Source organism: Microbacterium proteolyticum (assembly GCF_029639405.1).
GTDB lineage: Bacteria > Actinomycetota > Actinomycetes > Actinomycetales > Microbacteriaceae > Microbacterium.
Window position 1 is genome coordinate 40,412 of the sequence record NZ_CP121273.1, and the last position, 26,391, is coordinate 66,802.

At 65.2% G+C, this 26,391-nt stretch carries 35 protein-coding genes; 31 read left to right on the forward strand and 4 right to left on the reverse strand.

The window, feature by feature from the left end:
• Positions 1-29 precede the first annotated feature (29 nt).
• Positions 30-386 carry an ATP-dependent DNA ligase gene (locus P8R59_RS00240; RefSeq protein WP_108320225.1) on the reverse strand — a complete coding sequence of 119 codons (357 nt, stop codon included), beginning with the start codon at positions 384-386 and terminating at the stop codon, positions 30-32.
• Positions 387-621: 235 nt separating this feature from the next.
• Here P8R59_RS00240 and P8R59_RS00245 point away from each other — a divergent pair, with 235 nt between their 5' ends.
• From P8R59_RS00245 to P8R59_RS00320, 16 genes are all read left to right on the forward strand, one after another.
• On the forward strand, positions 622-906 hold the full coding sequence (locus P8R59_RS00245) for an ATP-dependent DNA ligase (RefSeq protein WP_237488856.1): 285 nt from the start codon (positions 622-624) through the stop codon (positions 904-906).
• An 81-nt stretch (positions 907-987) separates the two neighbouring features.
• Positions 988-1,158: a hypothetical protein gene (locus P8R59_RS00250; RefSeq protein WP_160897575.1), complete on the forward strand. Its 171-nt coding sequence runs from the start codon at positions 988-990 to the stop codon at positions 1,156-1,158.
• Between the two features lie 327 nt (positions 1,159-1,485).
• The gene (locus P8R59_RS00255) at positions 1,486-2,076 is read left to right on the forward strand and encodes a recombinase family protein (protein WP_076677903.1); all 591 of its coding nucleotides are present in this window, start codon (positions 1,486-1,488) and stop codon (positions 2,074-2,076) included.
• Entirely contained in the window at positions 2,076-2,600 is a 525-nt protein-coding gene (locus P8R59_RS00260; RefSeq protein WP_076677827.1) for a hypothetical protein, read from the forward strand. Before P8R59_RS00255 ends, P8R59_RS00260 begins: the two co-directional genes overlap by 1 nt.
• An 84-nt stretch (positions 2,601-2,684) precedes the next feature.
• A complete protein-coding gene (locus tag P8R59_RS00265; RefSeq protein ID WP_278100881.1) occupies positions 2,685-3,437 on the forward strand; it encodes a M15 family metallopeptidase in 753 nt (250 codons plus the stop codon).
• On the forward strand, positions 3,404-4,888 hold the full coding sequence (locus tag P8R59_RS00270; protein ID WP_278100882.1) for a hypothetical protein: 1,485 nt from the start codon (positions 3,404-3,406) through the stop codon (positions 4,886-4,888). The genes P8R59_RS00265 and P8R59_RS00270 overlap by 34 nt, the downstream gene beginning before the upstream one ends.
• The gene (locus P8R59_RS00275) at positions 4,885-5,661 is read left to right on the forward strand and encodes an FHA domain-containing protein (protein ID WP_076677893.1); all 777 of its coding nucleotides are present in this window, start codon (positions 4,885-4,887) and stop codon (positions 5,659-5,661) included. Before P8R59_RS00270 ends, P8R59_RS00275 begins: the two co-directional genes overlap by 4 nt.
• Positions 5,662-5,807: 146 nt before the next feature.
• On the forward strand, positions 5,808-6,107 hold the full coding sequence (locus P8R59_RS00280) for a hypothetical protein (RefSeq protein ID WP_076677891.1): 300 nt from the start codon (positions 5,808-5,810) through the stop codon (positions 6,105-6,107).
• 139 nt (positions 6,108-6,246) lie between these two features.
• Positions 6,247-6,453, forward strand: coding sequence for a hypothetical protein (locus tag P8R59_RS00285; RefSeq protein ID WP_256334332.1), 207 nt, complete (start codon positions 6,247-6,249; stop codon positions 6,451-6,453).
• Positions 6,454-6,805: 352 nt separating this feature from the next.
• Positions 6,806-7,819, forward strand: coding sequence for a hypothetical protein (locus P8R59_RS00290; protein ID WP_146185214.1), 1,014 nt, complete (start codon positions 6,806-6,808; stop codon positions 7,817-7,819).
• A gap of 285 nt (positions 7,820-8,104) precedes the next feature.
• Entirely contained in the window at positions 8,105-8,752 is a 648-nt protein-coding gene (locus P8R59_RS00295) for a DUF6349 family protein (protein WP_076677885.1), read from the forward strand.
• Positions 8,753-8,784: 32 nt separating this feature from the next.
• Positions 8,785-9,090, forward strand: a complete 306-nt coding sequence (locus P8R59_RS00300; RefSeq protein WP_076677883.1) for a hypothetical protein — start codon at positions 8,785-8,787, stop codon at positions 9,088-9,090.
• A gap of 332 nt (positions 9,091-9,422) precedes the next feature.
• Positions 9,423-9,710: a glutaredoxin family protein gene (locus P8R59_RS00305; RefSeq protein WP_278100883.1), complete on the forward strand. Its 288-nt coding sequence runs from the start codon at positions 9,423-9,425 to the stop codon at positions 9,708-9,710.
• 93 nt (positions 9,711-9,803) lie between these two features.
• Positions 9,804-10,946 (forward strand): tyrosine-type recombinase/integrase, encoded by a 1,143-nt coding sequence (locus tag P8R59_RS00310; RefSeq protein WP_071330019.1) that lies wholly within the window; start codon positions 9,804-9,806, stop codon positions 10,944-10,946.
• A gap of 5 nt (positions 10,947-10,951) precedes the next feature.
• On the forward strand, positions 10,952-11,272 hold the full coding sequence (locus P8R59_RS00315; RefSeq protein WP_071330018.1) for a helix-turn-helix domain-containing protein: 321 nt from the start codon (positions 10,952-10,954) through the stop codon (positions 11,270-11,272).
• Between the two features lie 755 nt (positions 11,273-12,027).
• Entirely contained in the window at positions 12,028-13,110 is a 1,083-nt protein-coding gene (locus P8R59_RS00320; RefSeq protein ID WP_143049337.1) for a hypothetical protein, read from the forward strand.
• A 101-nt stretch (positions 13,111-13,211) separates the two neighbouring features.
• On the opposite strand, the gene P8R59_RS00325 is transcribed toward P8R59_RS00320, so the two are convergent.
• Positions 13,212-14,477 (reverse strand): MFS transporter, encoded by a 1,266-nt coding sequence (locus P8R59_RS00325; protein ID WP_071329986.1) that lies wholly within the window; start codon positions 14,475-14,477, stop codon positions 13,212-13,214.
• Positions 14,474-16,114, reverse strand: a complete 1,641-nt coding sequence (locus P8R59_RS00330; protein ID WP_101841748.1) for an ABC-F family ATP-binding cassette domain-containing protein — start codon at positions 16,112-16,114, stop codon at positions 14,474-14,476. The genes P8R59_RS00325 and P8R59_RS00330 overlap by 4 nt, the downstream gene beginning before the upstream one ends.
• A 513-nt stretch (positions 16,115-16,627) precedes the next feature.
• Between P8R59_RS00330 and P8R59_RS00335 the strand changes: the two genes are divergently transcribed.
• From P8R59_RS00335 to P8R59_RS00355, 5 genes are all read left to right on the forward strand, one after another.
• A complete protein-coding gene (locus P8R59_RS00335) occupies positions 16,628-16,864 on the forward strand; it encodes a hypothetical protein (RefSeq protein ID WP_076677879.1) in 237 nt (78 codons plus the stop codon).
• Positions 16,865-16,989: 125 nt separating this feature from the next.
• Entirely contained in the window at positions 16,990-17,646 is a 657-nt protein-coding gene (locus tag P8R59_RS00340; RefSeq protein ID WP_076677877.1) for a ParA family protein, read from the forward strand.
• A gap of 10 nt (positions 17,647-17,656) precedes the next feature.
• Positions 17,657-18,034 carry a ParB family protein gene (locus P8R59_RS00345; protein WP_076677875.1) on the forward strand — a complete coding sequence of 126 codons (378 nt, stop codon included), beginning with the start codon at positions 17,657-17,659 and terminating at the stop codon, positions 18,032-18,034.
• A gap of 163 nt (positions 18,035-18,197) precedes the next feature.
• A complete protein-coding gene (locus P8R59_RS00350; RefSeq protein ID WP_091366575.1) occupies positions 18,198-18,551 on the forward strand; it encodes a hypothetical protein in 354 nt (117 codons plus the stop codon).
• Complete coding sequence (locus tag P8R59_RS00355; protein WP_164878236.1) at positions 18,548-18,706, forward strand: hypothetical protein; 159 nt, start codon at positions 18,548-18,550, stop codon at positions 18,704-18,706. The genes P8R59_RS00350 and P8R59_RS00355 overlap by 4 nt, the downstream gene beginning before the upstream one ends.
• A 516-nt stretch (positions 18,707-19,222) precedes the next feature.
• Here P8R59_RS00355 and P8R59_RS00360 read toward each other — a convergent pair.
• Positions 19,223-19,471, reverse strand: coding sequence for a hypothetical protein (locus P8R59_RS00360; RefSeq protein ID WP_076677871.1), 249 nt, complete (start codon positions 19,469-19,471; stop codon positions 19,223-19,225).
• 98 nt (positions 19,472-19,569) lie between these two features.
• On the opposite strand from P8R59_RS00360, the gene P8R59_RS00365 reads away from it, so the two are divergent.
• The 10 genes from P8R59_RS00365 (at position 19,570) to P8R59_RS00410 (ending at position 26,314) form a co-directional block, all read left to right on the forward strand.
• Complete coding sequence (locus tag P8R59_RS00365) at positions 19,570-19,791, forward strand: DUF305 domain-containing protein (protein ID WP_239278280.1); 222 nt, start codon at positions 19,570-19,572, stop codon at positions 19,789-19,791.
• A gap of 263 nt (positions 19,792-20,054) precedes the next feature.
• Positions 20,055-20,435 carry an ArsR/SmtB family transcription factor gene (locus P8R59_RS00370; RefSeq protein ID WP_083709113.1) on the forward strand — a complete coding sequence of 127 codons (381 nt, stop codon included), beginning with the start codon at positions 20,055-20,057 and terminating at the stop codon, positions 20,433-20,435.
• Entirely contained in the window at positions 20,435-21,376 is a 942-nt protein-coding gene (locus P8R59_RS00375) for a cation diffusion facilitator family transporter (protein WP_076677867.1), read from the forward strand. Before P8R59_RS00370 ends, P8R59_RS00375 begins: the two co-directional genes overlap by 1 nt.
• Positions 21,377-21,487: 111 nt before the next feature.
• Positions 21,488-21,922, forward strand: coding sequence for a hypothetical protein (locus P8R59_RS00380; RefSeq protein ID WP_076677865.1), 435 nt, complete (start codon positions 21,488-21,490; stop codon positions 21,920-21,922).
• Positions 21,923-22,001: 79 nt separating this feature from the next.
• Complete coding sequence (locus P8R59_RS00385; protein ID WP_076677862.1) at positions 22,002-22,670, forward strand: DsbA family protein; 669 nt, start codon at positions 22,002-22,004, stop codon at positions 22,668-22,670.
• Between the two features lie 32 nt (positions 22,671-22,702).
• Entirely contained in the window at positions 22,703-23,671 is a 969-nt protein-coding gene (locus P8R59_RS00390) for an NAD(P)-binding domain-containing protein (protein ID WP_239278268.1), read from the forward strand.
• Positions 23,672-24,094: 423 nt separating this feature from the next.
• On the forward strand, positions 24,095-24,637 hold the full coding sequence (locus P8R59_RS00395) for a signal peptidase II (protein WP_083709109.1): 543 nt from the start codon (positions 24,095-24,097) through the stop codon (positions 24,635-24,637).
• Positions 24,634-24,966, forward strand: a complete 333-nt coding sequence (locus P8R59_RS00400) for a DUF6804 family protein (protein WP_076677858.1) — start codon at positions 24,634-24,636, stop codon at positions 24,964-24,966. Before P8R59_RS00395 ends, P8R59_RS00400 begins: the two co-directional genes overlap by 4 nt.
• Positions 24,963-25,550 carry a TlpA family protein disulfide reductase gene (locus P8R59_RS00405; protein WP_076677856.1) on the forward strand — a complete coding sequence of 196 codons (588 nt, stop codon included), beginning with the start codon at positions 24,963-24,965 and terminating at the stop codon, positions 25,548-25,550. Before P8R59_RS00400 ends, P8R59_RS00405 begins: the two co-directional genes overlap by 4 nt.
• Positions 25,547-26,314, forward strand: coding sequence for a cytochrome c biogenesis CcdA family protein (locus tag P8R59_RS00410; RefSeq protein ID WP_076677854.1), 768 nt, complete (start codon positions 25,547-25,549; stop codon positions 26,312-26,314). The genes P8R59_RS00405 and P8R59_RS00410 overlap by 4 nt, the downstream gene beginning before the upstream one ends.
• Positions 26,315-26,391: the final 77 nt, after the last annotated feature.

Here is a 26,391-nt window from a genome sequence, read left to right on the forward strand (position 1 = left end):
GGAAAGCGCGTTGCACACTGCGACTGTTGTCACGCCTCTACCGGGTGATTCCGTCGGTCGGCGTCGCGCGCGAGTTGGTCCGGAGTGCGCCCGGCCGGCTCATCAAGCACGTGAAGTCCCTGTGGCGAGTTGGCGGCGTCGGTCAGCATCCGCAGCCAGGACGGGTTGAGCTGCGGTGTGTGGCCACCCTCGTATCTAAACGCCAGCTTGACTCCGGGGTACAGGTAGACGCTTGTCCGGCCACCGCCGAGGCTGATGTCGATCTTCCATGTGAAGGTGAACCGCTCCCCGCGGCGGATCTTCGCCACGATGACCGCCTGCAGGTGAGCGAGCTCCCGGTCATCGAAGTCGGCACTGACACTCGAGTCGTACGTGAATCTCCCCATCGGAAACCTCCAACATCGGGACCCCCGGCGCGACCATCATGGCGAGAGGTCCCACACGCCGGAGGAACGACGTCCGTGTCAGCGTCTCAGACGACACGTTCACCCCTGGACCCTTGCGAAAACCTTCCCGGGCTGTTGTGCAAATGTGAGCAACATCGCGGGTGCGATAATTCGGAGCGGCCGGGCGATTTCGCGATGGCCCAGCCTCGAACGAGATGAAGGACACGCTCGCCCCGTGGGACGACTGATCTACACGCAAGACTCCAGCTACGACATCGACGACCGTATCCTCGCGCACCTCCGCGTCGTCATGATGAACAAGCTCCGCCGCCGTGAAGGCTTCATGCTCCAGATGCCCACCACCGGCGGCGGCCGCTCCTCCATCTGGATCAGCCCCACACGGGCCCTGCTCATGCAGTTCTACGGCGGCCGCGCACCGCAGCTCGACCGTGAGTTGATCGACAAGATGATGCACGACGCGAGTAGCGCCGACGGGCTCACCCTCTCGAACCGTCTGTAACGGCATCGCCACAGGTGATGTGGCGGGTGAATCTCGGACCGATCCGTTCTGTCTCCCCGGCGTCCGCGTTAGCGTGACGCCGTGACGAAGCCCCACCGCATCAGCCATCCTGCGGCAGCCCGCCTCGCCGGCGTCCCCCTCGAAAGCCTCGACGCATGGGCAGCCGTCGACCGGCAAGGACGCTACGACACCGCCGAGTTCAAACTCTGGACCGAAATACACGTGGCCGTCCGCTCAATCGATGGGCGCTAAGCCGGCGCCATCCCCGCGTCGAAATAGGAGACGGGTCCGAATGCCCCCTCTCGATGATCTGTTGCGCCTTGTAGGTTTCCTCATTGGTGCGATTCCGATCGGTTTCGCACCACCCCCGAGGTCGTCGGCAAGATCCCGTGGATTGGCGGGTAGATGTGATGCGAAACCCCGGTGCGAATGGTGTCCGGATGGGGATCGCTATCCGGTACGGCAGGGGCCGGCGGCCCAGCGACACGGATTCCGCGAAATCCCGCGGGGGACACTCGTACCGCATAGGCGTCCGGTTGCCCATACCGTTAAGGGTAACCTATGCGGTACGCTCCGCTTATGAGGGTGGGATACGCGCGAGTCTCGACAATCGAGCAGGACGCCGAGCGGCAAGTGGCTCGGCTGCTCGAGCTCGGCGTGCCAGAGGACCGCATCTACAGCGATGTCGGTTTTAGCGGCGCGAAAATGACCCGGACCGGGCTGGACAACGCCCTGGCCGCGGTGCGCGAGGGCGACACCTTCGTCGTTCCCGCACTCGACCGTCTCGCGCGGAACACCGAAGGAGCGCTCGAGGTGATCCGCCGACTGACGGATGCCGGGGTGATCTTCCAGAACGGCACCACGCCATACGATCCGAAGGACCCGATGGCGAAGCTGTTCTTCACCATCCTCGCCGCCGTCGCCGAGGCGGAAGGCGGGTGGATCAGCTTGCGCACGCGCGAGGCTATGGCGCGACCAAAGGTCCGCGCGAAGCTGAAAGGCCGGCGCCCGAAACTGACCGAACGCCAGGACGAGAACATCGCCAAGCACATGGCCGCGGGCGATCTCGCGGTCGCGGAGATCGCGCAGATGTTCAACACGTCACGCACGGGCGTCTACCGAGCCCAGGCGCGCCATCAGGCGCGCAGCGCTCAGAGGGTGGGGGAGTGATGGAAACGCTCAGGATCGTCGGCCTCGTCGTCGGCGGGATCATTCTCCTGGGTGCTCTGGCGACCATGGGCGTGTGGGTGCCGAAGGTGCTCTATCGCAGCCCGGAACCGGGCAAGCTCGACGGCCTCACGGTGAAGTTCACCGATGCCCGGGTGTCCAAGGACCGCGTCATCGACCGCACGTGGGCGGTGTCGGTGTACATGCAGAACGAGGGCAGCCGCCCGCGGGAGATCCCGCGCATGGCCTACGACACCGCGTTCTGGTCGAACAGGCGGACGGGCATGACCCGGGCCCGCACCGAGTACAAGGGGCACCTCGAGCACGATTTTCAGTACGAGGTTGTCCAGGGCAACGGCGTCGTCGCCAATCGCGTGCTCAATCCCGGCGACACCCCTGCCGTGTTCACCGCCTACGTCACAATGCCGGGGGACCAGTACCCCGAAGCGCTGGATATCGCGTCATTCGACGGGTCCCAGGCCGTCAAGCATCTGCGCGGGCGCCTACAGGTGAGCGCGGACGCATGATCTCTTCCCCAAGGGGCCAGGCCCCGCGCCTTTCCGGAGGGCTGTCGATAGCCTCGATCACACGGCTGATCGAGGGGGGCAGAGATGGCACCACGTCGTCGCGCGCAGCGGCCACACGAAGGGCAAGGCGTCTTCGACCTGTGGGGGCTGTCCGAGCAACAGGCCGACCAAAGCATCGAGCAGGCGCGGAACGCGCCGCCCGCGCCCGTCGAGCAGCAGCTCGTCGACGGGCAACTGGACTTCAACTTCGACGAGGACACGGAGGTTCGCGATGAACCGGTACGGGATGCTCGCACGCGAGCACTGGACGAAGTACGCACCCAGCAGAGTGGCGCAGCTGGAGAACCCGGACGAGTTCTTCGAGAGCCTGGGGGAGCAGGTACCGTCCCTGACGGCATCATTCCCGGCGGGATCAACGAACCCGGCCCGTGGGGCGGGTACGAGAACGGCCGTATCCCCGAGAACACGCTCTCGCCGATCCCGTGGAAACCCGAGTACGTTCTTCGCGCCGACGCGACTCAGGCGCTCATCGCGCTGAACAACGCCTACCGCGCTCAGTTCGGTCAGGACCTCGTCGTCAACGACGGGTACCGCGACTACGACGAGCAGGCCAGAGCCAAGGAAATCTACGGCAGCGATGCCGCCACACCCGGACAGTCCAACCACGGGTGGGCACTCGCTGTCGATGTCGGCATCTTCAGTTTCTACAGCCTCGAGTACACGTGGATGGACCAGAACGCCCCTCGTTTCGGGTGGCGTAACCCCGACTGGGCACGGCCTGGGGGGCGCGGTCCGATCGAATCATGGCACTGGGAATTCTGGGGAGTAGCAGCATGAGCGACGAACAATTCGACCCGACGACCGTTCCGGCATTCCCAGTTCTCACCCTCGCGATGGAAGGTGAGCAGCTGGTGACCCTCAACGGCCTGCCGGTCGACGTACCCGAAGGCTCCACCCCTACCGAGGCGGGAGTCGCCGCCGCGGCCCAGCAGGCGGCCCAACTTGGTCTTCACGCGGTGCGAGTGCGTGCTGTCGTTGACGACACGGAGCACCGGATGGTTGTCACCGCAGACGGCACCGCTCACGAGCTCGCCATGCCGGCGCCTGAAACAGAGCAAAAGCGCTCACGTTTGCCGCTGCTGCTCGCGCTAGGACTTGCTGTAGTGATCGTCGTCGGAGGAACCGTCGCGACTCTCGCTGTCGTGTTGCAGTCGGCGCCGGCCCCCGTGGCCACCGCCGACCCCGGCCCCCCAGGTGCCGGGGCGAACATCCCGGTCCTGGTCCCGCCCGGGTTCTCCGAACAAGCAGCGTGGTCGCTGCCGATCGCCCCACGCAGCGAACCACGGCTCATCGACGACCAGCGGCTGCTGATCACCACGGACAGCGGCGAGCTGAATCTCGTCGACGCCGCGACCGGCGCCGTCACATGGCGCGGCGCCCAGGCACCTCGCGCGAACGACGTCGTACACGCCTCCGAAGTGCAGGGACGCCCGGTCCTCGCCACGGGCGAGTCCTCGCTCACCCTCTGGCCGCTCGATACGGATCGGTCCCCGGTGGCTCCTGTGGAAGTCAACGTCGGCCGCAGCGCAGAGGTGACTTACCTCGGCTCACAGCCGCTAATCACCTTGCCTAACCAGACCGCGGGCCTGTTCACCGGCGACGGTCTCACGTTGACGGACGTGCCCGTCACAGCGGTCCCCATCCTGTCGGGCCGCGAAGGGATCATCGCGGCCAACGAAGAGTCGTGGTGGACGCTCACCGCCGATCAAGCGCCCGTGAAGAAGCCGCTCCCCCGGCCCGAAGGTGTCGAAGGGGCCCCGCTGCTGATCTCCGCGGCCGACGACGACACTCTCATCGTCGTGTGGTCTCAGCGACCGGCTCTCACCGTGACACTGGTCGACCTCCCGTCGAACACGATCACGCTTACCGCCCCGATGAACGCCCGGATCACCGCCCAGGACGTTCCCATCCACGCCGCCGACGCCGAAACGCTCACCCTCGGCGAAGCGTTCATCGACTACAGCGCCGCCCCACGTGCCGTCGCGCTCCCGAGCCGCATGACCCCCGTCGCCGTATCCGGCTCCACCGTCTACGGCACCGAGAGCAACGAGGCCGTCCTCGTCGACGCCAGCGCGACGACGCCGAGCTCGGAGCCGTTCACCACTCTCACCACCGGAGTATCCGAGTCGCCGCTCGCAGCGCTCACCACGACGGTCTACGTCATCAGCGAGAAGGTCGACGAGACACTCGTCTACGCCTCGACCGCAACGGAAGGAGATGCCCCATGATGAACGTCAGCATCGATACAGACGGCACGGGCGTAGTCACGCTCCCCGGCCAGAGTGTGCCCATCACCGCAGCGGACTCTGACGCCGCGCGAGCGCAAGCCGTCGAGGTGCTGGTGGCGTACACCGCCACCACCGGTCAACGGCAGTACGCCCACGCGATCGACACGGGCACCTCCCTCATGCTCACCATCGACCCAGACGGCGCCGTCACGGTCGACAGGGAGCACGCCCGCGCCCTCGCCCCCGTGGTCGAACCCGCGGTGGACGAGGAACCCGCACAGCCAATCCGCGAAACCGTCGACGAACTCCCGGCGACACCAGCAGTCCTCCCCGAGCCTGCCGCCGACACAGTGCCGGCGCCCACGCCCCACATTGATCCCGACTTCGACCTCACCAGCGGTGGTGAACGTCGCTCGCGCGTGCGCAGCGCCATGATCACCTTTGACGACGGTTCCACGGAAATCATCCGCGGCACCATCCTGCTCGGGCGCCGGCCTCCCGAGGACGCCGAAGGTGTCGACGCGACCGTCACCGTCGATGACCCCGCGCGCTCAGTGTCGAAATCCCACTGCATCCTGTCGTTCCACGACGGCACACTCTGGGTCACCGACCAGTCTTCGGCCAACGGCACCACCGTCACCGAACCCGGAAAAGACCCCATCGACCTGACCCCCGGACACGCCCGAACGGTCGTTACCGGCACGCGCCTTCAAATCGGCGATCGCTCATTCACTGTAACCATTCCGGCTCCTCGAGCAACGCGGGCGCGGTAACCGGGCGCGGGCATTTCTCCCACACCCGGTGCAGGTCTTTGCGTACCCTACGAAGACCAGCATCCCGCGTTGTCGAATCTGCGCACCCCCGCATTGAGTCGGCAAGCTCCCTCGCTTTGCCATACCCAGAATCCAGGAGCCCCGAAGTGCCAGCACCGACAGTTCCAGCTGACGCGATCGCACTGCTGGCCCGCACCGGCCCCCGCAACATCATCAACTACCTGGTGAAGCACCCCGGCAGCTACTACGGCGAGATCCGTGAAGCGACCGTCACAGCGGTGAGTTCACTCACCCGCGACCTGCGTCTGCTCGAATCCATCGGAGTCATTCGCACCGACGTAGAACAGCCAATCGGAGCCCGCCGCGGCCGCGCTCCCCGTTACACGGTCGACGTCGACCGCATCGACGCGCTCATCGGCGAGCTCCGCGCGCAGCTGCTCGGCTAAGCACCCTCCCCCGAGGGGCCACCAACGTCCGACCGGCCAGCTAATGATGGCGCTACTACCGGCGTGTCAGCGTGTTAACGGTGGCGCTACCCAATACGTTCGCCCTATGGCAGTTCGTCGACTCCCCCGAGGCACGCGCGTGGATACCGTCGCGCTCGGTTGGAAGGTTGAGAAGGCTCAGAAGGAACGCTTCGAGCGCCTTGCCGCGCACGCCGGCGTTTCCTCCGCCGTGTTCTTCGAAGCGGTCGTGGACCATCTCAACACCGAACTGACCTCTCGCGGTCTGCCCGAATGGTGGCCCGCACAAGAACTCACGGACGGGGAGTTGCCTATCGACTCGCCCTAAAGAGAAGAGGCCCGCCGAAGCGGGCCTCAAAGCTCATGTGCCTCATCTGACTTGCTTGGCGGCGGGTCCCAGATGAAGCGGTTTTCAAGAAGTACCGGTGGAACCGGGCCTTCGTCGTTCCCTGACGCTGACCAGGAGAACAATGCACACTTTAGCGCGCCCGCGCGCCCATACGCATTCTCTAAACGCAAATTCGTCCCGCGTGTCGCGGGAATCTCCCCCTGCGCGCCCCCAGGACGCCGCACAGCGCAGCAGGTCACCCAGAGGCGGCAGCTGGGCACTCCCCGCGCCCGAGGGCGTCTATGGCCCTCTGAGGGCCTGGCCCAGTGCATCCGTCTGGTTCGACGCAGTGATGGACATCCTCCGCACCCCGGAGGGTGAAGAAGCCCGTCGACGCGCGAAAGTCGCCCCCGACACGCTCCTGCGCGTCGCACACGCCGACCGCACGGCCGCAGACCAATCCACGGGCCGCGGCGTCACCACCGCACACGACACCGTGGCGGGCGTGCTCGGCATGAGCGGAAAGACCGTCCAGCGAGCCCGGCAGCTGCTCGAGGTGCTCGGCCTGGCGGTGACCGTCGCTGAGGGCCGCTACCTGACCACAACCGAGCGCGCGCAAGCCCACGCTAAGCACGGTGGCCAACAGCTCCGGGCAGCGTCCACTCGTGCCCTGACACTCCCCCGCGGCTACACGCCCCCCACCGGCAACGCCGTCGCCGGCATCGATTCCACTGCTGTGGAAAATGTCCAGCTACCCACCCGTAGGGGGGTTAAGAACTTCTCTCCCGTTGGTAAAAAATCACCAAGGCGCGCGCATCCGCGCACGCGAGAAGACGCCGCTACGCGGCGCCCAGCTTCGACAAAAACCCGGCAAAAACCGGCTTCGCAGCAACCTCGCCCGATCGACGTTCAACGTCTTGCCGCGGGCCTGTGTGCGCGGATGTCGTGGCTGGACCGTGCGACCTCGCACCTCGGCAAGCTCTGCGACGTGCTGATCGCCCACGGCCTCACAGGGCGCGGATGGACTGCTGAATCGTTACTCGACGCAATCCAGCGCGGCCGCCTTGAGCGGCGTATCCCTCTCGTCGACGTCGCATCCCAGCGTGATCCGTTCGGGTACTTCGTATGGCTGCTTCGCGCCACCGTCGACGCCGGCTCTCCCGCTCCGTTCCTGCAGCTGCAGGTTGAGAGTCGGCGGCGTGCCGAGCGTCAGGCGCTCGAAGCTGCACACGAGGCCGCACGCCGAGCCGAGATCCGCGCCAACGCGGACGAGATCGCCGCGGTGATCGCGCGCATGCGCGAGCACTTCCCCTCCCGCCCGCGCCCAAGCCGTAGGCACTTCACCCCGCCTCACTCCGCGAGGTGATCGAGCCGGCTACGCCGACCAGCTGGGGCCTGACGGCCCGTTTGTTTGCCGTGAAGCCTTCGGCGGCTCCCTCCGCTTCGCTGCGGTCGTAGCTACCTCCGGGCTCCGTTCAAGTGGCTACGCCACCGGCTCCCCCGAGACTTTCGGCACGCGGTCGCTACGCTCCCTTATTTCGCGCCGAAACTCTCTCCTCCCCCGCCCTTCGGGTTGCACTGCACCCTTCGGTTGCTAAGGCGGAAAACCGCCTTCACGGCAAAAAAACGTGGAGGAGAAAGGAAAGAGACCATGACGCTGATGGACATGATCAACGACCTGATGCACGAAGACCACGTTGCGGGTCTGCCGCAATGGACGGGGATGCCGCTGGGACAGCTGGTCACCGATTACCACCACCCCGACGAGCTCGACGCGGCCTGGCGCCGCTGGGTCGAAATCAACGGCCACTTCAACAGCGTCTTCCTGTCCAAGATGTGGCACCGCAGCTACACCGTCCGTCACATGGATATCGGCGAGCACACGTTCGACCTGTACGACGTCGACCTCCGGTGCGCTGCAGGAGCCCACGACTCGCGGAAGATTGGCGACCCTCTCGGCCCGCTCTGCCAGTGCGTCGGCAGCATCACCGCCCAGGCCATCTGCTCCCGCTGCTCCTGGCACCACATCGGCACCGAAGCCGAATGCGTCGAGGCCTGGCACGACCACGCATTCCCCGGCTGGCGCGACCTTCCCACCCTTCCCGGCAAGCTCCGCGGCGGAATGGGCCCCACCAGCATGACGCCGAAGCTCGAGGCCTGGCTCGAGGACAACTACACGCCCGCGTTCCGCGTTCCGGGCGCCCCCATCCTCACCGAACGCCCCAGCTACGGCAGCCGCCACATACCCAACTACAGCCCCTTCGGCGGATTCGACCTCTCCGCCCCCAACAAGCCCTAATAGTACTAATCCCGTTACAGATTGGATCGACCATGACGAACCTCACCCCCCGCGACGTCGAAACCCTGCTCGACGATCTCGCCCAGCTGCTCCCGTTCCCGACGACCCTCTACGTGGACATGGGCGCCGAAGAGTGGACCGCCCAGCTCTACTACGGCCCCGTCGACCCCGACAGCGAACTGCCCATCCACCGCGTCGGCATCGACGCCCACACCGTTCGCCCCGTCTGGTGGATCGACCTGGACGAAGGAAGCCGCACCATCCTGCTCGAGGAAGTCACCCCCGACGACGTATGCGCGGTCGCCGCGCGCGTCGCTGAGACACAACAACATGACTAACCCCATTAGTACTGTTTCCGTTACACGACTGGCGGGAACAGTACTAATCCCGGCAGAAGAGCATCATGGGACCCAGCGGCAGACGGAGCAGCCGCCGGCATCGGACGATCGGACGGAGCCGATCGGCAGTCAAGGCCTGTCGGCCCGTTCTTTTGCCGTGAAGCCTTCGGCAGCATACGGTCGACCACCCTGCGCGCCAGAGCTTTCGCGGCATATCCTCGCTCGCTTCGCTCCCTCCGGTATTCCACGGTCACTGGCACTACGGCCGCTCTTCCTAGCGGCGATAAATCGCCTTCACGGCAAGAAAACGATTGGGATGGGAGGATCACGAAATGGACAAGCTCACGGTCTACACGACGGGCCCCAGCTGCGGAAAGTGCTCGATGACCAAGATGATGCTGAAAGGCAAAGGCATCCCATTCGTCGAGGTCGACATCACTCAGAACCCGGCCGCACACGAGTACGTGACGGAAGAGCTCGGCTACAGCATGGCCCCGGTTGTCGTCGTGGACGACGACGATCACTGGTGCGACATGCGCCCCGACCAGATCGACCGGATCGCCAAACGGGCGATATTGCCATCCGATGCAACGCGCGAAGCGCGATCGCCCGCGCGGTAGAGCCTGAGCTCAAGAAGGATGTCGAGGGGGCCGGGGGTCTCTGCGCCACTCTTGATCACCCAGAGTACTTCATTTGCATCAATGTTGTATTGGATGCATCATGAGGATGTGCTTGAAGTTGATCCATCGTCTGCGCAGCGGCTCGTCTCCGCGCGGAATGTCATTCATCTTGACCCTGAGGGAGCCGTGCTCGACGGGATGTTGAATGGGTGGCGAGCCCAGCAGATTGCTCGCTTCTTGAAGGCTCCGACGATTGCGGCGAGAGAGCGGCTCGTGCGCCGGTTCGTGGACTTCACGGGTATGTACCCGTGGCAATGGACGCCGGCGGAGGCGGAGGCGTGGATCAGTGAGCTGCGCTCGGGCGTGAAGCCGTTGCGGCTATCGACGCTGCGTGGATACGAGATCGACATCAAGATGTTCTGCGAGTACATCACTGATCCTCGATATCCCTGGCTGTCCGAGTGTGAAGCGCGTTTTGGCGCTGCACCCAGACAGGTGTTCCATGAGGACAACTCGATTGTGCATGTCAGCGAGTACGAGGGCGATGCCGCGCGGCGACCGTTGACATTCGACGAAGTCCAGGCGCTGTTCGATGCGGCCGACGGGCTCGCCGCCCGGATCCTGTCGCGACGGCGAAAGGGTGCGGTTCAGGCCGTGCGGGACGCCGCGCTTCTCAAGTGCGTCTATGCGTTCGGGTTGCGAAGACGTGAGGCGGTCATGCTTGATCTCGTGGATCTCCGCCGCAACGCGAAGCTGCCGCACCTAGACCGATTCGGTGCACTGTCGGTGCGCCATGGCAAAGCGAGCCGCGGGGGCCCGTCGAAGCGGCGCACGGTGCTCACCGTTCCGGAGATGGGCTGGATCGCGGAGACGCTGGCGCACTACCTCGATGAGGTTCGGCCGGCGTTGTCGTCATCGTCGAGTTCGTCGCCTGCTCTGTGGGTGACCGAACGGGGCACGAGGCTGAGCAGGCGTGCGGCGAACGAAGCGTTCTGTACAGCTCGTGATGCCGCGGGGATCGACTCTTCGTTGGATCTGCATTCGTTGCGGCACTCGTACGTGACGCACCTGGTGGAGTTCGACTACCCGGAGCGGTTCATTCAGGAGCAGGTGGGGCACTCGTTTTCCTCGACGACCGCGATCTACGTCGGCGTCTCTAACGAGTACCGGAACCGGCTGCTCACCCAAGCTATTCACACCCGCTACGGCGCCGACTTCGAGGAGGCAGCACGGTGAAAGAGATGGACTACGTCTGGCATCTGCGAGCGAAGATGGCGGAGCGTGGAATGTTCGCCACGACGGACCTGCAGCCGCTGCTCGCTGAGCGTGGTGTCGCGCTCTCCCGGGAGCAGACCTACCGGCTGGTGACGGGTCAGCCGCAGCGCCTGAGCATGGTTACGCTGATCGCGCTGTGCGACATCCTTGAGTGCACACCCAACGACCTCATCGAACCCCGCATCGTCGAGGCGTCCGCCAGGAAGGCTTCCGGGGAAGTCATCCCGCGGAAGAGCCGAGTATCCGCCCGCCGAACGACGATCAATCGGCCCGGGCATTCGAAATGACCGTGGTGCCGGAGCATCCTTGCTCCGAGTGCGGAAGCCGCGCCCCGCGGGTGAAACGACTCCCCGACGGTGGAGGGCTCTGCCGACCGTGCTACAACGTCAGCCGACGTATGGAGTGCTCGCGCTGTGGTCGCATCCGTGCGCCCAGCGCTCGAGCCGAGGACGGCGCACCACTCTGCGGGCACTGCGCGCGCCCTAAGCGGGCGTGTGCGGGATGCGGCCGTGTCGATCACGTCACCGCCATCGTGGACGGTCAGGATCTCTGCCAGCGCTGCTACTCCGCACCGGTCAGAGCGTGCGGACAATGCGGACGGGAGCGACGCGTCGCAACCCGCCACCAGAATGGCGTAGCAGATCTGTGCCACAGCTGCTACCGCACCCCCATCGCCGAGTGCGCCATCTGCGGTGAGAAGCGCGCGGTTCATACGACCTGGCCCCTCGGGTCTATATGCGGCGTGTGCTATCGACGCGAGCTCCGCCACCCCGACGGCTGCGGGTCTTGTGGGCAGGTGAAAGCGCTCATCGGTCGCGATGACCGAGGGGAGCGCGTTTGCGGGCCGTGTGCAGGGTCGACGCGCGACTACGTCTGTGCCACGTGTGGCGCCCCGGGTGAGCAGCACTTCGAGAACACCTGCATCCGCTGCTCCGTCGTTCGAGCCGCCGGCGACCTCCTCGCGTCCGCGACGGGGGTGATCCCCGGGCGTTTGGCCGGGCTCCCGGACGCGCTCGTTTATCGAGGTCGCGTGGACTCGACCATGAGATGGCTGCTCAAGCCCACCCCGAGAGCTCTGCTCCGAGCGATCGGGTCGGAAGAGTCGATCACGCATGCGCGCGTTGACGCGTGTCCGCCTGGGCAGGCGCGACATCATCTCCGTGCGCTCCTGGTCGACGTCGGCGTTCTCCCGGTACGAGATGAGCAGACTGAGCGGCTCGAAACATGGGTCGACGAGTACCTGATCCAGCTTCCTTCACACCATGCCGCCGAGATCACTCCCTATGCACAATGGAAGGTGCTGCGGACTGTGCGGCGGCGGGCAGGACGCCGCCGTACCACGGTCGGTGTCGCAGATTCCGCGCGTGAACGGATCCGCGCGGCCGCGCGACTCCTGCAGCACGTCGAGCAAGAAGGGGCGGGCTTCTCCGCGCTGACACAGGAGGTCCTAGACCGGTGGGTCGGCGGCAACGCAGCCCGCACCGGCGACATCGCACCGTTCATCTCGTGGCTCAGGTCCACCGGCCAGTATCCGGGACTCCGCGTCGAGCGCGGACAGCAGGCCAGGCCGAGCGAGGTCAGCGGGGAGGACGAGCATCACGCTCTGGTCCGCACGTTTATCGCCGGGTCGGACGACACGGTGAGCCTCGCGACCAGGGTTGCCGCGCTGCTCGTGCTCCTTTACGGAGCTCGAACCGACCGCATCCACCGGCTCACCACTGTCGACACCAGTACAGCCGGAGGACGAACGTATCTCGCGCTATCGACAGAACCCATCGAGATCCCGAACTCGGTCGCTCAACTCTTCGCGCAGCTCGTGAAAGAAGCTGAGCAGAATCCGGGGGCGACTCGGCGAGCCGGTGAGGGATCGTATCTATTCCCATCTCCCCGACGACACCACGAGCCGATCCATCCCACGACCCTCGGACGGTGGATAGCGCGGGCCGGGGTCAGCCCGCGGATCGCCCGGAACTACGCCATGCTCGCCCTCGCTAGCGACCTCCCCGCCGCTATCGTGGCCGTTCAGATGGGAATCACGCCGCAGACAGCGAGCCGATGGTCGCAGTTCTCGCAACGCGACAATTCCGAGTTCGTCGCCGCGAGAGCAGATTTCCTCCCCCGCTGAGGGCACATCGGAGTGGGTTCAGGCAGCCGCGGCCCGAGAACTCCAAGCCGAGTCAATTCCTTCCAGGACGCTAACAATCAGGGACGCAGTGCGGCGCTGGGTCAAGTGTCCAGGGGGTGTCTCGTCTCGACGTCCCGCATGCGTCCGGCTAGAAGCGCGACGATGGCGAGCAGCGTCGGCGCGACGCCGGCCACGATGAAGATGGCTGGTATCGGCACGATCAGCGATAGGGGCCCGGCGATGGCGATCGAGACGGGCATGAACGCGATGGAGACGAAGAAGTCGAGACTGGCGACACGGCCGATCATTTCGGGTGGCACGAGGCGTTGAAGCAGTGTGCCCCAGATCACCACGCCGGCTCCTGTGGCAGCTCCGACCGCGAACAGTGTGGCGAGCATCACTATTAGGTTGTTGGCGAGGCCGATGAGCACGAGCGGGAGGGTTCCGCCGCCCCAGAGGCCGATCATCAGTGTCAGGTATCGCCGGGGCAGTTTGAGTGACGACACGATGAGCGATCCGATGGCGCCTCCGATTCCGTAGGCGGCGAGTAGTAGTCCGAACGTTGCTTCGGCGTCGTCGAATCGGTCGCGGGTGAGGAAGGGGAGAAGTACCTCGATTGGGCCCTGGATGATGAGCGCGAGGGATGATCCGAAGATCAGGGTCCATAGCAGCCAGCGGGTGCGGGCGACGTAGCGGACCCCGGCTTTGAGGTCGCCCCACACGCTCGTGCGTTGCTGCGACTGTTCCGGTTCGGTGGTTTCCTCCCGGCGGCTGAGGAACAGTGTGATGACGAACGCGACTGCGTAGGACGCGGCGACGATGACCGCTCCGATGGCGGGGAAGAACGCCCCGACGATGATCCCTCCGAGGGCGGGTCCGAGGCCCTGCCCCATCGAGGGCCGGAGAGCCCCTTCGAGCCCGTTTGCGGCGAGCAGTTGTTCGGGCGGTAGTACTTGGGGGAGGTAGGCGCTGTAGGCCGGGTAGAAGAACGCACTACCCGCGCCCATGGCGAACGAGGCGAGCCCGACATGCCACAACTCGATCGCGCCCGTGAGGGACAGCACCGCGACGGCGGCCATGACCGCCGCGGTGAGTCCCTGCACGGTGATGATGATCCGCCGCTTCGAGAAGCGATCGGCTACCACCCCGCCGAGGACCGAGAAAGCGAAGAGGCCGAGGCTGAGCCCGGTAGCGACGGCTGACAGGGCAAGGGGGCTGTCGTCGAGTGCGAGCACCTGAAACACCATGACGATGGTCCACATGCCGGTGCCGAAGACTTCGATACCGACGGCCGCGAACAGCAGCCGGTAGTCGCGGGTAGCGAGAGGGCGCAGCGCCCGCAGCCGGTCGGGAGTCTCGCGGGTCATACGAGCGCCTCGCTTTCGGTCGTAGCTTCCAGTTGCAGTGCCGGCCAGCCTTCGACGTCGCGGAGAAGCTGCCGGTCGTGGGTGGATACGACAACAGCCGCTTGGGTGGCGTTGAGCGCGTCGGTCAGTTCGTCGACGAGCGCGATCGATAGGTGGTTGGTCGGTTCGTCGAGCAAGAGCACGTGCGGCTTGGTGGCGAGCACCAGGGCCAGCTCGAGGCGCCGTTGCTGGCCCATCGACAGCTCACCTATCCGCTTGCTCGATTCGCGGGCGCGCAGGAGCCCGAGCTGCGAGAGACCGACTGCCTCACGCGATGGAACGAGCGCGTCGACGTGGGCTGCGTAGAACTCGCTCGCGCGACGATCCAGCGGCAGCTCCGACTCTTGGCGCAGAAAAGCGAGCCGCACGTTCTGCGGGCGACGAACGGTGCCGGTGTCCGGGCGGAGGTCTCCCGCTGCGACGCTCAGCAGTGTGGACTTGCCGGCCCCGTTGGGTCCGGTCACTACGAGACGCCCGCGGTGTGACAAAGAGAACGCCGCCGGGCGCGTAAGCCTGCCGGTCACGGTCACGTCCTCCACGCTCAACAGCACCGCTCCGGTTCGGGTCGCAAGCTCCGGGAAGCGAAACACTTGCGGCGGCTCGGGAACAGTCACCGCGTGCGCTTCGAGTTGCTCCTGCCGGCGATGCACGCTCTGCACGAGCCCGCCCGCGCGCGTGGCCCGTCCGTGCTTGTTGGTTCCCTTCTCTGGTCGCCACCCCGAGACGAGTCGGTTCTGCGCCGAGCTGAGACTGTCCTGCAGCCGCGCGAGCTCGGTCTGCTGTCGCTCGAATTCGTGCTCCCACCGTTCGCGCTCGGCGCGCCGGCCCTCGCGGTAGCCGGCATAACCGTTGCCGTACACGCGCACCCGGTCATCCGGGGTCGGGTCGAGGTCCACGATCGTCTCCGCGACGTCGGAGAGCAGCGCGCGATCATGGGTGACGACGACCACGCCGCCGTTTCGCGACCGCAGTTGCGTGGTCAGAAACTCGAGGCCGCTTCGATCGAGGTGATTTGTGGGTTCGTCGAGGAGCAGGAAATCGTCGTCGGCGCCGAGCAGGCACGCCAGACGGACTCGATAGCGCTGCCCGACGGAGAGGTCGTCCAGGCGCCGGGATGGCTCCGTTTCGGCGTCGAGTGCTTCCAACGCGATCTGCACCCGCCGTTCGGCATCCCACGCATCGAGGACTTCGGCGTGTTCCAATGCGGCGGCGTATCGTTCTTCGGCGCCGGGGACGCCTGCGGCGAGTGACACCGCGGCCGAATCGAGGGCCGCAACGGCGGCGAGCGGCTGCGCGATCGCTTCCGCGACCGCCTGGCCCACTGTGCGGTTGCCGCCGGTCGGCATCTCTTGTTCGGCTATGCCGACCGTCCCGAGTCGCTGCACTACTCCGCTGTCCGGGGTGAGAGCGCCGCTGAGGACGTGCAGGAGCGTCGACTTCCCCCGGCCGTTCTCGCCCACGATCGCTACTCGCGAGGTGGCCGTGACCGTGAGGTCGACGTGGCTGAGGACGGGGGTGGCTCCGCGCGTTACGGAGACGTCGGAGGCGATGAGCTGCGCGCGATGGCGCGCTGATAGAGGGGTGTTGAGGGAGAGCATTCGTATCCTTCGGAAACGACGCACCGCACGGCTATGAAGCGTGCGAGGGTGCGCAAGGTGACGGCGACCCGTGCAGGGTCGAGAACGAGCGGCCGCCGCAGGCTCGGATGACTCAACGAGCGCGGTAGGCCTTACTCAGCCGTCACAGGAAGTACAAATGCACATTCCGAGTGTATCGAACGACGTGATCAGAGCAACCACCGAAGAGACTCCGCCTGGAGTTTGTGGCTCTCGTCAGCGGGACGCGCCTGCCCGGAGATCTCCGCAACAGAGGAGAGGTACAAGCCCACCACACTCGGCGGACGACGATCTGCTAGCTGTCGCTCAAAGGCATGAGCGGATCGACGCGTGCTTGCGAATAGCGCAACCTTCAATATTGCTTCTCCGCCAGTCGCGAAGTTCGCCGCGTGACCCCCAGCCAAAACAGTACTAATCCCGTTACCACTAACCGAAAACACCCCTAATAGTACTAATAGGGGTACAGGCGCAAAGCGCACGACCGAAGGAGACACCATGGAGAAGATCGCCGTTACCCGCCTCGCAGACCTTCGCGCAGGGGACCGCCTCGTAAGCCTGGACGGCCGCGCATATATTCCGGTGCGGATCGTTGCGCAGGGGCTCGGGTGCATCGGCGCAGGAACCGTTCAAGGTGTGCGCCTGGTGAACCCGTTCCCAAGTAGCGACGTCGAGCACGTGTTCTACCCGTCGCAGATGGACGGGCACCGCATCGAGGTTGAGCGCAGCAACTAACCCTAATACCCCTAACAGTACTAATCCCGTTACTATGGAGTGAGATCCCAGACTCGCAGGGGTGCGCCGCCACGGCAAAGCGCACCCCTAAGAGTACTATTACCGTTACAAGGAAGGTGCCTCACATGACTCTTCGCATCCTCGCCGTCGTCGGGCAGAAGGGCGGCGTCGGTAAGACGACGACCGTCATGAACCTCGCCGCAGTGCTGTCAGATCATGCCCGCGTACTCGTCGTCGACGTCGACCCGCAGCGCAGCGCAACCGACTGGGCGGAGGCGGGAGGGGACAATGTGCCCTTCGACTTCGCTACCGAGTCAGACCCCCAAGTCCTCGCCGGTCTACGGCGCACCAACGAGTACGACGTGATCGTCGTCGACACCCCGGGAAGCTTGCGGGACACCGACGTTCTCGGCGCGGTCCTCGACAACAGCGATTTCGTCATCCTGCCCATGGAACCCGCGACCATGAGCGTGAAGCCCGCAGTTCGCGTCATTCGCCAGCTGATCGAGCCGCGGAACCTGCCCTACCGAGTCCTGGTGAGCCGTGTGAAGCGCGATCCCTCCGCGGTGCGCCGCAAAGACGACGCGCTCGAACTCCTCGACGAGATGCACCTCCCACGCTTCCGCAGCGTCATCCGCGAATACGTCATGCACACGGACGCACCGCTGACCGGGGAAGTGGTCACCACCTACCCCCGCAGCCGAGCCACCGCCAACGCCATCGACGACTACAAAGACCTCGCCCTGGAGCTCACGAGCCTCTGGGCCAACGGAAAGAGATAGGGGATCTCCCATGGCACGCAAAACCCTCTCCTCCCTCGTCGGGCGCCTCGAGGACGATCAGCCCGCTGAGACCCCACAGCCGGCGCCCGCCGCCGCCCCCGTGGAGAAGACCGCCGAGGCGGCCCCCGCGGCCGAGGCACCCGCGCCGAAGAAGCGCACCAAGTACCCGCCGAAGGTGTCGTTCTACCAGGAGCTTGAAGACACCGACCGCATCCGCGGTGCAATCCTGCACACGTTCGCACAAGAAGGGTTCCGCAACCTCTCGCAATTCCTCAACGCTGCCGCGATGAAAGAGGTCGAGCGCCTCGAGGCCAAGTACAACGACGGCAAGCCGTTCCCGCCCGTCAAGGCCCGCGAACTGCCCCAGGGGCGCCCAATGGGGGTATGACGTGAGCGCTCGAGCGCGGCGCGGCTGGGCGCTGGCCGGGATCATCCTCGCAAGCGGGGGTGTCGGATACGGCCTTCGCAGCGCCTTCCCGCCCTACCCAGCGCTGACCACACCCGTTGTCATCGACGAAGCTCTCTGGCGCGCGATTCTGAGCGGGCCCCCGATGGCCGGCGTCTTCGCTGTCATCGCCGCCGTCATCGCCTTCACTCCCGCCATCCGCTCAACCAAAATCGCCCGCGAGAACGCCGCGCGCGAACAGTGGTGGAACCGCGCGCAATGGGCCCTAGGGCTGGCCGCATCCGATGACCAGGAAGACCGCGAGGTCGCAAACGACGCCCTCCAGGCCCTGCTCGAGGACGCGACCCCCACCGAAGGCAAGATGATCTACCGCACGATCAAGAACCTTCAACGCCCAGCCGCCGTAGACACGCCCGCAATCGCGACGGAAAATAGACCGAGAAGGAAGGTGATCAGATGGCTCGGCATTCCCGCTCGTCCTTCACCGGACGCTTCGTGACATCGCACAAGGGCAGCCTCCAGCGCCGCATCGCGGCAGGCGAGGCCGACCCGATCAGCGATCGCGAGCGCGCACAGCTTCAAGAGATCCGCCAGACCTACATCCGCAGATTCGGCGTCGACCCCGAGGCCCAGACGGTCTCCAAGACCGCCTGACACGCGCTGAGAAGGGACCGTGCCCACGGGGCCGGTCCCTTCCTTCGTTCTCGAGCATCACCACATCAGCCGCTCGCACCGGATACATGCCGATCTTGCGCAAGGGAGAGCACGGTCCAGGGTGCGGCAACGCCGCATCGCATCGCGACGCGCAGCGCCCTTGACGGTGATCGACCGCGTGCCACGATCCCAGCATCCGGGGGAGGGGTGAATCACTTTCCGGACTCGCTCCCGGGGGCGCGCCCGAAGATGACTTACGGTCCATCTAGACATTTGTCTCATGGAGTCCGTCTTCGTTCTCAAAGGAGAAACGTCATGCCCCGACAGCGTCCGCAACCGCGGCCTTCCCTGATAAGTGAGCGTCCCGCCAGTTCCGACAACGCCCCTCACGCGGGGAGCTCGCCCCGTCGCCGGTCAACGCTGGCTGGTGGGAGCATTTTCGATCCCCCGTTTATGCCAACGGCACACGGGGACATTCCTGTGGCCGAAGGTGATGAGGGCCGAGCGCGATAGTCCTCACTTCCGGTTGCTCGTCGAGGGACCGGTGTGCTTGACGTACTCCGCCCAGGTGCATTCCACTGCGAGCTTCATCCCGTCCTCGGGAAAATAGCCGATTAGTTGCCGCTGAGCCGGATCGTCGTGAAACGTCACCGAGCGCAGCAGCTTCCGCCCCTGCACCTCGACCACGCGCACAATCGCGATTCGTCTGCTGCGGTCGAAGACGAGCCACACCCCCGGCTCGGGGGAGCGCTGCAGCTGAGACATCGGAGACCAAACCTGTACCACGCGCGGCCCTCACGCCCCGTTGACGGTCATGAGCCGTTGATCCCGCCACCGGCAGCATGGACCACGGCGGCGGCATGATGAGCGAAGACGACATGCAATCGCTCAAGCAGGCCACCGGAACCGACGCCGCCCGGCTGTTCCTCCAGCAGATGATCGAGCACCACCGCGGTGCCATCGACATGGCCCTGGAAGAAGCGACCAACGGCCAGAACAGCGACGCCGTCGCACTCGCCAACACCATCATCGAGGCGCAGACCTCCGAGATCGCCACGATGGAGGAGCTTCTCGCCACTCTCTGATCCCGCCCGGGGTGGGGCGCGGAAAGCCCACCGCGCCCCACCACCTGATCAGACGAAACGCACCCTGTGGCGCGACTACAACTACCACCGCGCGCCGGTCTCCGGCCCCGCGCCTTGTCCTTCACCACCCTCACCGCAATCGTCGCGCTTGCTCTGTGGGCGAGCATTCGGGTGGCCCACTGATCCGGCGAGAATGAGCATGGTTCCCAGTTGGATGCAGACGTGACGGACACGGCATTTGACGATATCATCGCTATGTGGCGATGAATAAAGAGGGTGGTCTACTCGATCCTGACGCGACCGCTGTGTACGCGCACCTATTCGACGCGCTTGGGGACCCCACGCGATTGGCGGTTCTCCAGCATCTGGCGTCCGGCGAGCATCGCGTCCGGGATCTCGTCCAGCACCTCGGATTGGCGCAATCAACCGTAAGTAAGCACCTCAGCTTCCTGCGGGACTGCCGACTAGTCACTGTTCGCTCGGAGGGTCGGGCTTCCTGGTTCGATCTTGCGCAACCTGTGGCGACTGCGGCTCTCATTAACGCCGCCGAACTCCTGCTGAGAGACACCGGCACGCGTGTCACGCTATGCGCTCACCTTCATCAGCCTGGTGAAGACTTCGCCCTTGGAACGGACGCGGCCTGATGGGCGCCGGTCACACGCACGCACCGTCTACCGGCGCGGCCGGGCATCCGACCGACCATCGGGCGCGTCTCTGGATTGCGTTTGCAATCACCGCGGCAATCGCCGTGACTCAAGCGGTTGGATCCTTCTTTACCGGCAGTCTTGCCCTCCTCACGGACACGGCCCACGCACTCACTGACGCATCCGGACTTCTCGTTGCACTCATCGCCGCGACGCTGGTGCTGCGGCCGGCTAGTGCGCGACGCACGTGGGGGTTCCGTCGCATCGAAGTTATCGCTGCCTTCGGGCAAGCGGCTCTGTTGATGGCGGTAGGGGGTTACACAGCCATCGAGGGGGTACGCCGGCTCTTCGAGCCCCCGGAGGTGCCAGCTGCGGAACTGCTGGGTTTTGGAGTCGTTGGGTTAGTCGCGAACGTCATCGCCATCTTCGTGCTGTCTTCCAGTCGCGGAGCTAACTTCAACATGCGGGCAGCGTATCTGGAAGTGCTGAATGACGCGCTGGGATCACTGGGGGTTATCGTCGCGGCTGTCGTCATCTGGACGACGGGTTTCTTTCAAGCGGACGCCATCGCCGGTCTTTTCATCGCCGCTCTCATCGTGCCGCGTGCGTTCAAGTTGCTACGCGAGACGTCGTCGGTGTTGATGGAGTTCACCCCCGACGGTTTGGACTTGGACGATGTGAGATCTCACATTCTCCAACTCGACCACGTCATAGACGTCCATGACCTACACGCCTCGACAGTCGCCACCGGCCTGCCGACAATCAGCGCGCATGTCGTGGTTGAAGACGAATGCTTCACGGACGGACACGCAGCCGCTGTCCTTAAGGACGTCAGAGCATGTGTGGCTCAACACTTCGAGGTGTCCGTGCTGCACTCCACCTTCCAGATTGAGACAGCCGACCTGCAAGATTCGGAACCCGGGGATGTCCGTCACGCTTAATCGCGGGCGCCGAACCGCTCGAACGGGCGTGTTCGCAGCCCGATCGCATATCGGCACACCGTCGGCCGTTCCCAGCCATTCGCCCAGAACCTCTCCGTACACTGGCTGCTGATGTATACCGACGCTCACGCCCGGCGCTCAGCGCTGGCGAAAGAGCACGGAGCGATAACGCGACTCATTACCATCATCGCCCTCGGGGCCCTCCTGCTGCTCGGAGTCGTGGCCCTCAACCATGGCGACAACGCCCCGGTAAGCGGTGTGGTCGCGACGGCATCTGACACTGCGCCGCACGACCCGGCCGCACCCGTCGCTACCTCTATCGTCGAGGCGAGCGTGTACGACGTATCGCCCGGAATGGCGCTGTGCGTTCTCGGCGTCGTCTGCGGATTCGTGCTGTACCTCGTTGTTCATCTCCTGGTGCGCCGCGGACCGGCTGGGATCACACTCGTCTGGCGCGCCCTCCCGCCGTCTTTGATCCACCCGGTGTCCGGCAGGCCTGAGGGCCACGCCCTCACAATCGCGCAACTGGGTATCTCTAGAACCTGACATCGGCACGTCGCCCCCGCGGCGACACTCATCCCGGGCAACCCGGGCTTTTCTTGTGCCGTCAAGTGTTGGAGTACCCATGAAAATCAACTGGAAGGCGACGGTCATTACCGCCGCCGTCGCCGTCGCGGTCGTCGCGGGGGCTGTCATCTATGTCCTAGTCGATCAGAACAACACCCGCGTTGCCGCCGAGGAACGGGGAGGAGGGTCGATAGCGGTTGTTAGAGACGACTCCCACGTCCTCGACGACGCCGGCGACGGCGCCATCACCATCGTGGAGTTCTTGGACTTCGAGTGCGAAGCCTGCGGCGCCTACTACCCCGTCGTCGAAGAGCTTCGTGTGAAGTATGAGGGACAGATCAACTACGTCGTTCGCTACTTCCCCCTTCCCGGCCACATCAACTCCGAAAACTCAGCGGTCGCTGCGGAGGCCGCGGCAGCCCAGGGACGCTTCGAAGACATGTACAACCGTCTCTTTGAGACGCAAGCACAGTGGGGGGAGTCTCAGCAAAGCCAAGCGGAGCTGTTCCGCTCGTACGCGACCGAGTTGGGCTTGGATATGACGGCCTACGACGAAGCTGTCGCCGACCCTGCCACTCTCGAGCGCGTTCGATCCGACCTCGACGACGGACGCGCCCTCGGCGTGGACCGAACCCCTACGTTCTTCGTCGACGGCGAACCTCTTGTCATTGAACGATGGAACGACCTTGAAAGTGCCATCACCACCCGCTTGGACGGCACCCCCTAGTGGCGGGCCTGTCACACCGACGAGTCATCATCGTGGGCGCAGGGCAGGCTGGATTGGCAACTGCAGCGGCACTGATCGCTCGCGGCATGGAACCGCAGCGTGACTTCGTGGTCATCGACAGTTCCGCGCGGGGACAACGCACGTGGAGTGCGCGCTGGCCTTCTATGCGGTTGCTCAGCAATGCTGAGCACTCCAGCTTCCCCCGCAGACCACTGGAGGGTGACCCGTATCGGTACCCCACCCCGGGAGACATCGAAGGCTATCTACACAGATTCGAAGCGGAGCTCGGGGTAAACCCCGTCTGGGGTGTCCAGGCCCTCGCCGTGACTCGCCACGGCAACGGCCCAACCCTGCTCTTGAGCACCACGGTTGGCGAAGTGCAGACCCGCAACGTCGTGTGCGCTACCGGCGCCGCAGCACGTCCCCGATTTCCGAAATGGGCCGCGGACGCCGAAGTCGAAGGAGTACAGATGCACACCAACGCCTACAGAACACCCGAGCAGATTCCGCGAGGCCGGGTACTTATTGTCGGCGGTGGTATCGCCGGGACGGAAGTTGCTTCCGACCTCGCGAAGTCGCACGACGTCACTCTGGCGGTCCGCACCCGACGGGCTGAAGCGCATCCGCGGCAATTCCCCACCCAGCCGCGCGTCTCACCGTGGCGGCGCGTGAAGATCGCCCCAGAACCCCTCTACGACGCACTCCGAGATAAAGGCGTCTCCATTCGAGCCGAGACGATTGGGGTGGACGGGGCCAAGTTCGCCTTCGCGGATGGCTACCGGCAGGCCTACCAGTCAGTCGTGTTCGCCACCGGGTACGAAGCGGGCGACGAGTGGTTGCCCACGCAGCCGCAGCTTCAGCGACGCATCCCCACCGCGACGACGCTACCCGGTCTGTTCGTTGCCGGAATCCCCGTGCACAGCCAGGCCAGAGCTAACACCCTTCCCGGGGTATGGACGGACGCGGCTCGTATTGCCCGATTCATCTACGCCCGACCTTGAAAAGACCAATGAGATTCTTCCTCGTATCCAGACCTCGCCATCGCGCAACGCAGGTCACGGTGACGCTGTGCGCCACTGTCGCTCTTAGCGCCGCCCTCATCGTTGCAGGACCCGCCGCGCCGACCTTTGCTGTCGTGGCCCCGGCGCTGAGCTCGGCCATGGATGTCAGCTTCACCACTGCGCCTCTGAGCGTCGAACGTTCAGGAACCACCGTAACGAGCTCCGAGACTCCATCACCTGGGCACCAGACCCATCCTCATTCCACGGCCACCCCACGCGCGGACGGTCGAGGAGTGCCCACCGGCGGTGGCGAGGTCGCTCCCGTGCTGGGAGTCTCCGCGGTGGCGATGATTCTCGGCGGAGCGCTGGTCACGCTTCTGGTCACAGCGCGGCGAACCCGCCACCTCCGGAAGGGCCAAGAAGGTGACCGCTGAGAAGACGCGGCCGTTCGCCGTCGCCTGCATGGTGGCAGCGGCCGCGGTGTTGATAGACCAGTTCAGTAAAGCCATCGCCCTGACTGCGCTTGCCGACGGGAGACGGGTGCCCATTATTGGGGACGCATTCGGTCTGCAACTCGCCTTCAACCCCGGCGCGGTGCTGGGAACGGGCTCGGGCATGACCTGGGTTCTCACCTTGATAGGCGTGGCAGCCGTTGCCGGGCTTTTCGTCCTGGCGGCCCGCGCGCGAACGGTGGGATGGGCGGGTGGTGTGGGGCTATTCCTCGGTGGAGCTGTCGGCAACCTCATCGACCGTTTCATGTCGCCGCCAGGATTCGCAATCGGCCACGTCACCGACTTCCTTGCATACGGGCGTCTGTTCATCGGCAACTTGGCAGACGTCTTCCTCGCCGCTGGAGCGATAGCGGTTGCAGTGATGCTGATGCTCCGCCAACGCGCCCACAGTGGCACCAAGGTCGCGCCTGCCACACCACCCACGTTCGGGGTTCCCCCGGAGGACAAGCAATGAAAAAGACCAAGACGCCATCTCGGTATCAACGAAACGCCCTCGCCCCCGGTCTGATCGCCGCAGCCGCCCTGTTCGTGGCGCCAGCGCTGCTGGACAGCGGCTGGTTCACGCTTGTGCGCTTCATCGTGGCAATCTTGGCGCTCATCGTCGCCTCGTTCGCCTACCAGGAGCGGCAGCTGTGGTGGGTGCCGGTGTTTGCTGTGATCGCGGTGGCATGGAACCCGGTGCTCCCCATCCCCGCTGAAGGTGTTGTCTGGACCGCGGCGCAACCCGCAGCCGCAGTCGTCTTCCTTGTCGCGGGAGCCATCATCAAGAGGGAGCGGGCATGAATCGCAAACTCCTCGCCCTCGGCACGGCGCTCATCATCGTCGGCGTGATGAGCGGTTGCACCGCCACGACCCAAACAACGGACGCCGGCGCGGGCGCATCGTTCTCCGATGGGAATTTCCAAGTGGCCGAGATTGCCCCGTCGGACAGAGGCGAACCCGTTCAGTTCGAAGGCGTCATCGAAACCGGTGAAACCGTCACCAGCGACGACTACCGAGGTGAGGTGCTCGTGGTGAACTTCTGGTACGCCGCCTGCGGACCGTGCATCGTCGAGGCTCCCATGCTCGAGGAGGTCTTTCTGCGCTTCCAGAACGAGGAAGTCGACTTCCTCGGAGTGAACACCTACGACCAAGCTGAGACAGCACTCTCTTTCGCGCGCGAGAACAACGTCACCTATCCCAGCGTCATCGACGTCAATGACGGTCAGGTGAAACTCGCCTTCGCGCAACTCACCCCGATCCAGGCCACACCCACAACGCTCGTAATGGACCGCCAGGGTCGCCTCGCCGCCCGCATCATCGGCCAACTTCCCAGCGCGTCCATCCTGTCCACCATCGTCGCGGACACGCTGGCGGAGAGACCATGAGCGCCGGGGCGCTCGTCGTCGACGGCGCACTCTGGCTTGCCATCCCCCTCGCCCTGGTCGCCGGTCTCATCTCCTTCCTATCGCCCTGTGTCCTACCGCTGGTGCCCGGCTACCTCGGGTACCTCGGCGGTGTGGCCGCCCCTCCCACCTCCACAACCGGAGGAGACGGTGCGACGACGGTCACCACACGCCCGCGGCTCGTAGCAGGCGTCCTGCTCTTCATCGCCGGATTTACTGTGGTCTTCGTCGCCGTGACCGTCTTGGGGGGATTCTTCGGGGTGGCGCTCTCGCGCTACGCCGATCTCCTTACCCGCGTCTTCGGCATTGTGAACATCGTCCTGGGGCTGGTCTTCACAGGCGCAATCCGGCTTGGACAGCGTGGCATGCGTCCGACCCTCCGTCGTCGAGCCGGGCTCGTCGGCGCTCCGCTTCTCGGGTTCTCACTTGGTGTCGGCTGGACACCGTGCATTGGCCCCACACTCGCAGCAATCCTGTCCGTGTCGTGGAACCTTGGTGACCCCGCCCGAGCCGGGCTCCTCGGTCTGTCTTACTCACTCGGCCTCGGAGTGCCCTTCCTCGTACTGGCGCTCGGATGGGGGTGGGCTGCGCGGTCCGTCACAGTCCTCCGCACTCACATCCGCACACTCAACCTCATCGGAGGCGCCGTGCTCATCCTGCTCGGGCTGCTCATGGTGACGGGCGTGTGGACCTCGCTCATGTCACTTCTGCAACAGGTGGTAATCAATGTCCCCCTCCCGCTCTGATACCCGCCACGTCGATTCAGACCCGCGGCGGCCGGCGGACCATCCTGACGGGGCCCCGAACGATCAAGACGGCCCAC

Excerpts from the sequence above, each read along its gene's own strand:
- P8R59_RS00240 (WP_108320225.1), bottom strand. The coding sequence starts at position 386 with ATGGGGAGATTCACGTACGACTCGAGTGTCAGTGCCGACTTCGATGAC.
- P8R59_RS00255 (WP_076677903.1), top strand. The coding sequence starts at position 1,486 with ATGAGGGTGGGATACGCGCGAGTCTCGACAATCGAGCAGGACGCCGAG.
- P8R59_RS00260 (WP_076677827.1), top strand. The coding sequence starts at position 2,076 with ATGGAAACGCTCAGGATCGTCGGCCTCGTCGTCGGCGGGATCATTCTC.
- P8R59_RS00265 (WP_278100881.1), top strand. The coding sequence starts at position 2,685 with ATGGCACCACGTCGTCGCGCGCAGCGGCCACACGAAGGGCAAGGCGTC.
- P8R59_RS00270 (WP_278100882.1), top strand. The coding sequence starts at position 3,404 with ATGGCACTGGGAATTCTGGGGAGTAGCAGCATGAGCGACGAACAATTC.
- P8R59_RS00275 (WP_076677893.1), top strand. The coding sequence starts at position 4,885 with ATGATGAACGTCAGCATCGATACAGACGGCACGGGCGTAGTCACGCTC.
- P8R59_RS00290 (WP_146185214.1), top strand. The coding sequence starts at position 6,806 with ATGGACATCCTCCGCACCCCGGAGGGTGAAGAAGCCCGTCGACGCGCG.
- P8R59_RS00295 (WP_076677885.1), top strand. The coding sequence starts at position 8,105 with ATGACGCTGATGGACATGATCAACGACCTGATGCACGAAGACCACGTT.
- P8R59_RS00300 (WP_076677883.1), top strand. The coding sequence starts at position 8,785 with ATGACGAACCTCACCCCCCGCGACGTCGAAACCCTGCTCGACGATCTC.
- P8R59_RS00305 (WP_278100883.1), top strand. The coding sequence starts at position 9,423 with ATGGACAAGCTCACGGTCTACACGACGGGCCCCAGCTGCGGAAAGTGC.
- P8R59_RS00310 (WP_071330019.1), top strand. The coding sequence starts at position 9,804 with ATGCATCATGAGGATGTGCTTGAAGTTGATCCATCGTCTGCGCAGCGG.
- P8R59_RS00315 (WP_071330018.1), top strand. The coding sequence starts at position 10,952 with ATGGACTACGTCTGGCATCTGCGAGCGAAGATGGCGGAGCGTGGAATG.
- P8R59_RS00320 (WP_143049337.1), top strand. The coding sequence starts at position 12,028 with ATGAGATGGCTGCTCAAGCCCACCCCGAGAGCTCTGCTCCGAGCGATC.
- P8R59_RS00325 (WP_071329986.1), bottom strand. The coding sequence starts at position 14,477 with ATGACCCGCGAGACTCCCGACCGGCTGCGGGCGCTGCGCCCTCTCGCT.
- P8R59_RS00330 (WP_101841748.1), bottom strand. The coding sequence starts at position 16,114 with ATGCTCTCCCTCAACACCCCTCTATCAGCGCGCCATCGCGCGCAGCTC.
- P8R59_RS00335 (WP_076677879.1), top strand. The coding sequence starts at position 16,628 with ATGGAGAAGATCGCCGTTACCCGCCTCGCAGACCTTCGCGCAGGGGAC.
- P8R59_RS00340 (WP_076677877.1), top strand. The coding sequence starts at position 16,990 with ATGACTCTTCGCATCCTCGCCGTCGTCGGGCAGAAGGGCGGCGTCGGT.
- P8R59_RS00345 (WP_076677875.1), top strand. The coding sequence starts at position 17,657 with ATGGCACGCAAAACCCTCTCCTCCCTCGTCGGGCGCCTCGAGGACGAT.
- P8R59_RS00350 (WP_091366575.1), top strand. The coding sequence starts at position 18,198 with ATGGCCGGCGTCTTCGCTGTCATCGCCGCCGTCATCGCCTTCACTCCC.
- P8R59_RS00360 (WP_076677871.1), bottom strand. The coding sequence starts at position 19,471 with ATGTCTCAGCTGCAGCGCTCCCCCGAGCCGGGGGTGTGGCTCGTCTTC.
- P8R59_RS00365 (WP_239278280.1), top strand. The coding sequence starts at position 19,570 with ATGAGCGAAGACGACATGCAATCGCTCAAGCAGGCCACCGGAACCGAC.
- P8R59_RS00370 (WP_083709113.1), top strand. The coding sequence starts at position 20,055 with ATGAATAAAGAGGGTGGTCTACTCGATCCTGACGCGACCGCTGTGTAC.
- P8R59_RS00375 (WP_076677867.1), top strand. The coding sequence starts at position 20,435 with ATGGGCGCCGGTCACACGCACGCACCGTCTACCGGCGCGGCCGGGCAT.
- P8R59_RS00380 (WP_076677865.1), top strand. The coding sequence starts at position 21,488 with ATGTATACCGACGCTCACGCCCGGCGCTCAGCGCTGGCGAAAGAGCAC.
- P8R59_RS00385 (WP_076677862.1), top strand. The coding sequence starts at position 22,002 with ATGAAAATCAACTGGAAGGCGACGGTCATTACCGCCGCCGTCGCCGTC.
- P8R59_RS00400 (WP_076677858.1), top strand. The coding sequence starts at position 24,634 with ATGAAAAAGACCAAGACGCCATCTCGGTATCAACGAAACGCCCTCGCC.
- P8R59_RS00405 (WP_076677856.1), top strand. The coding sequence starts at position 24,963 with ATGAATCGCAAACTCCTCGCCCTCGGCACGGCGCTCATCATCGTCGGC.
- P8R59_RS00410 (WP_076677854.1), top strand. The coding sequence starts at position 25,547 with ATGAGCGCCGGGGCGCTCGTCGTCGACGGCGCACTCTGGCTTGCCATC.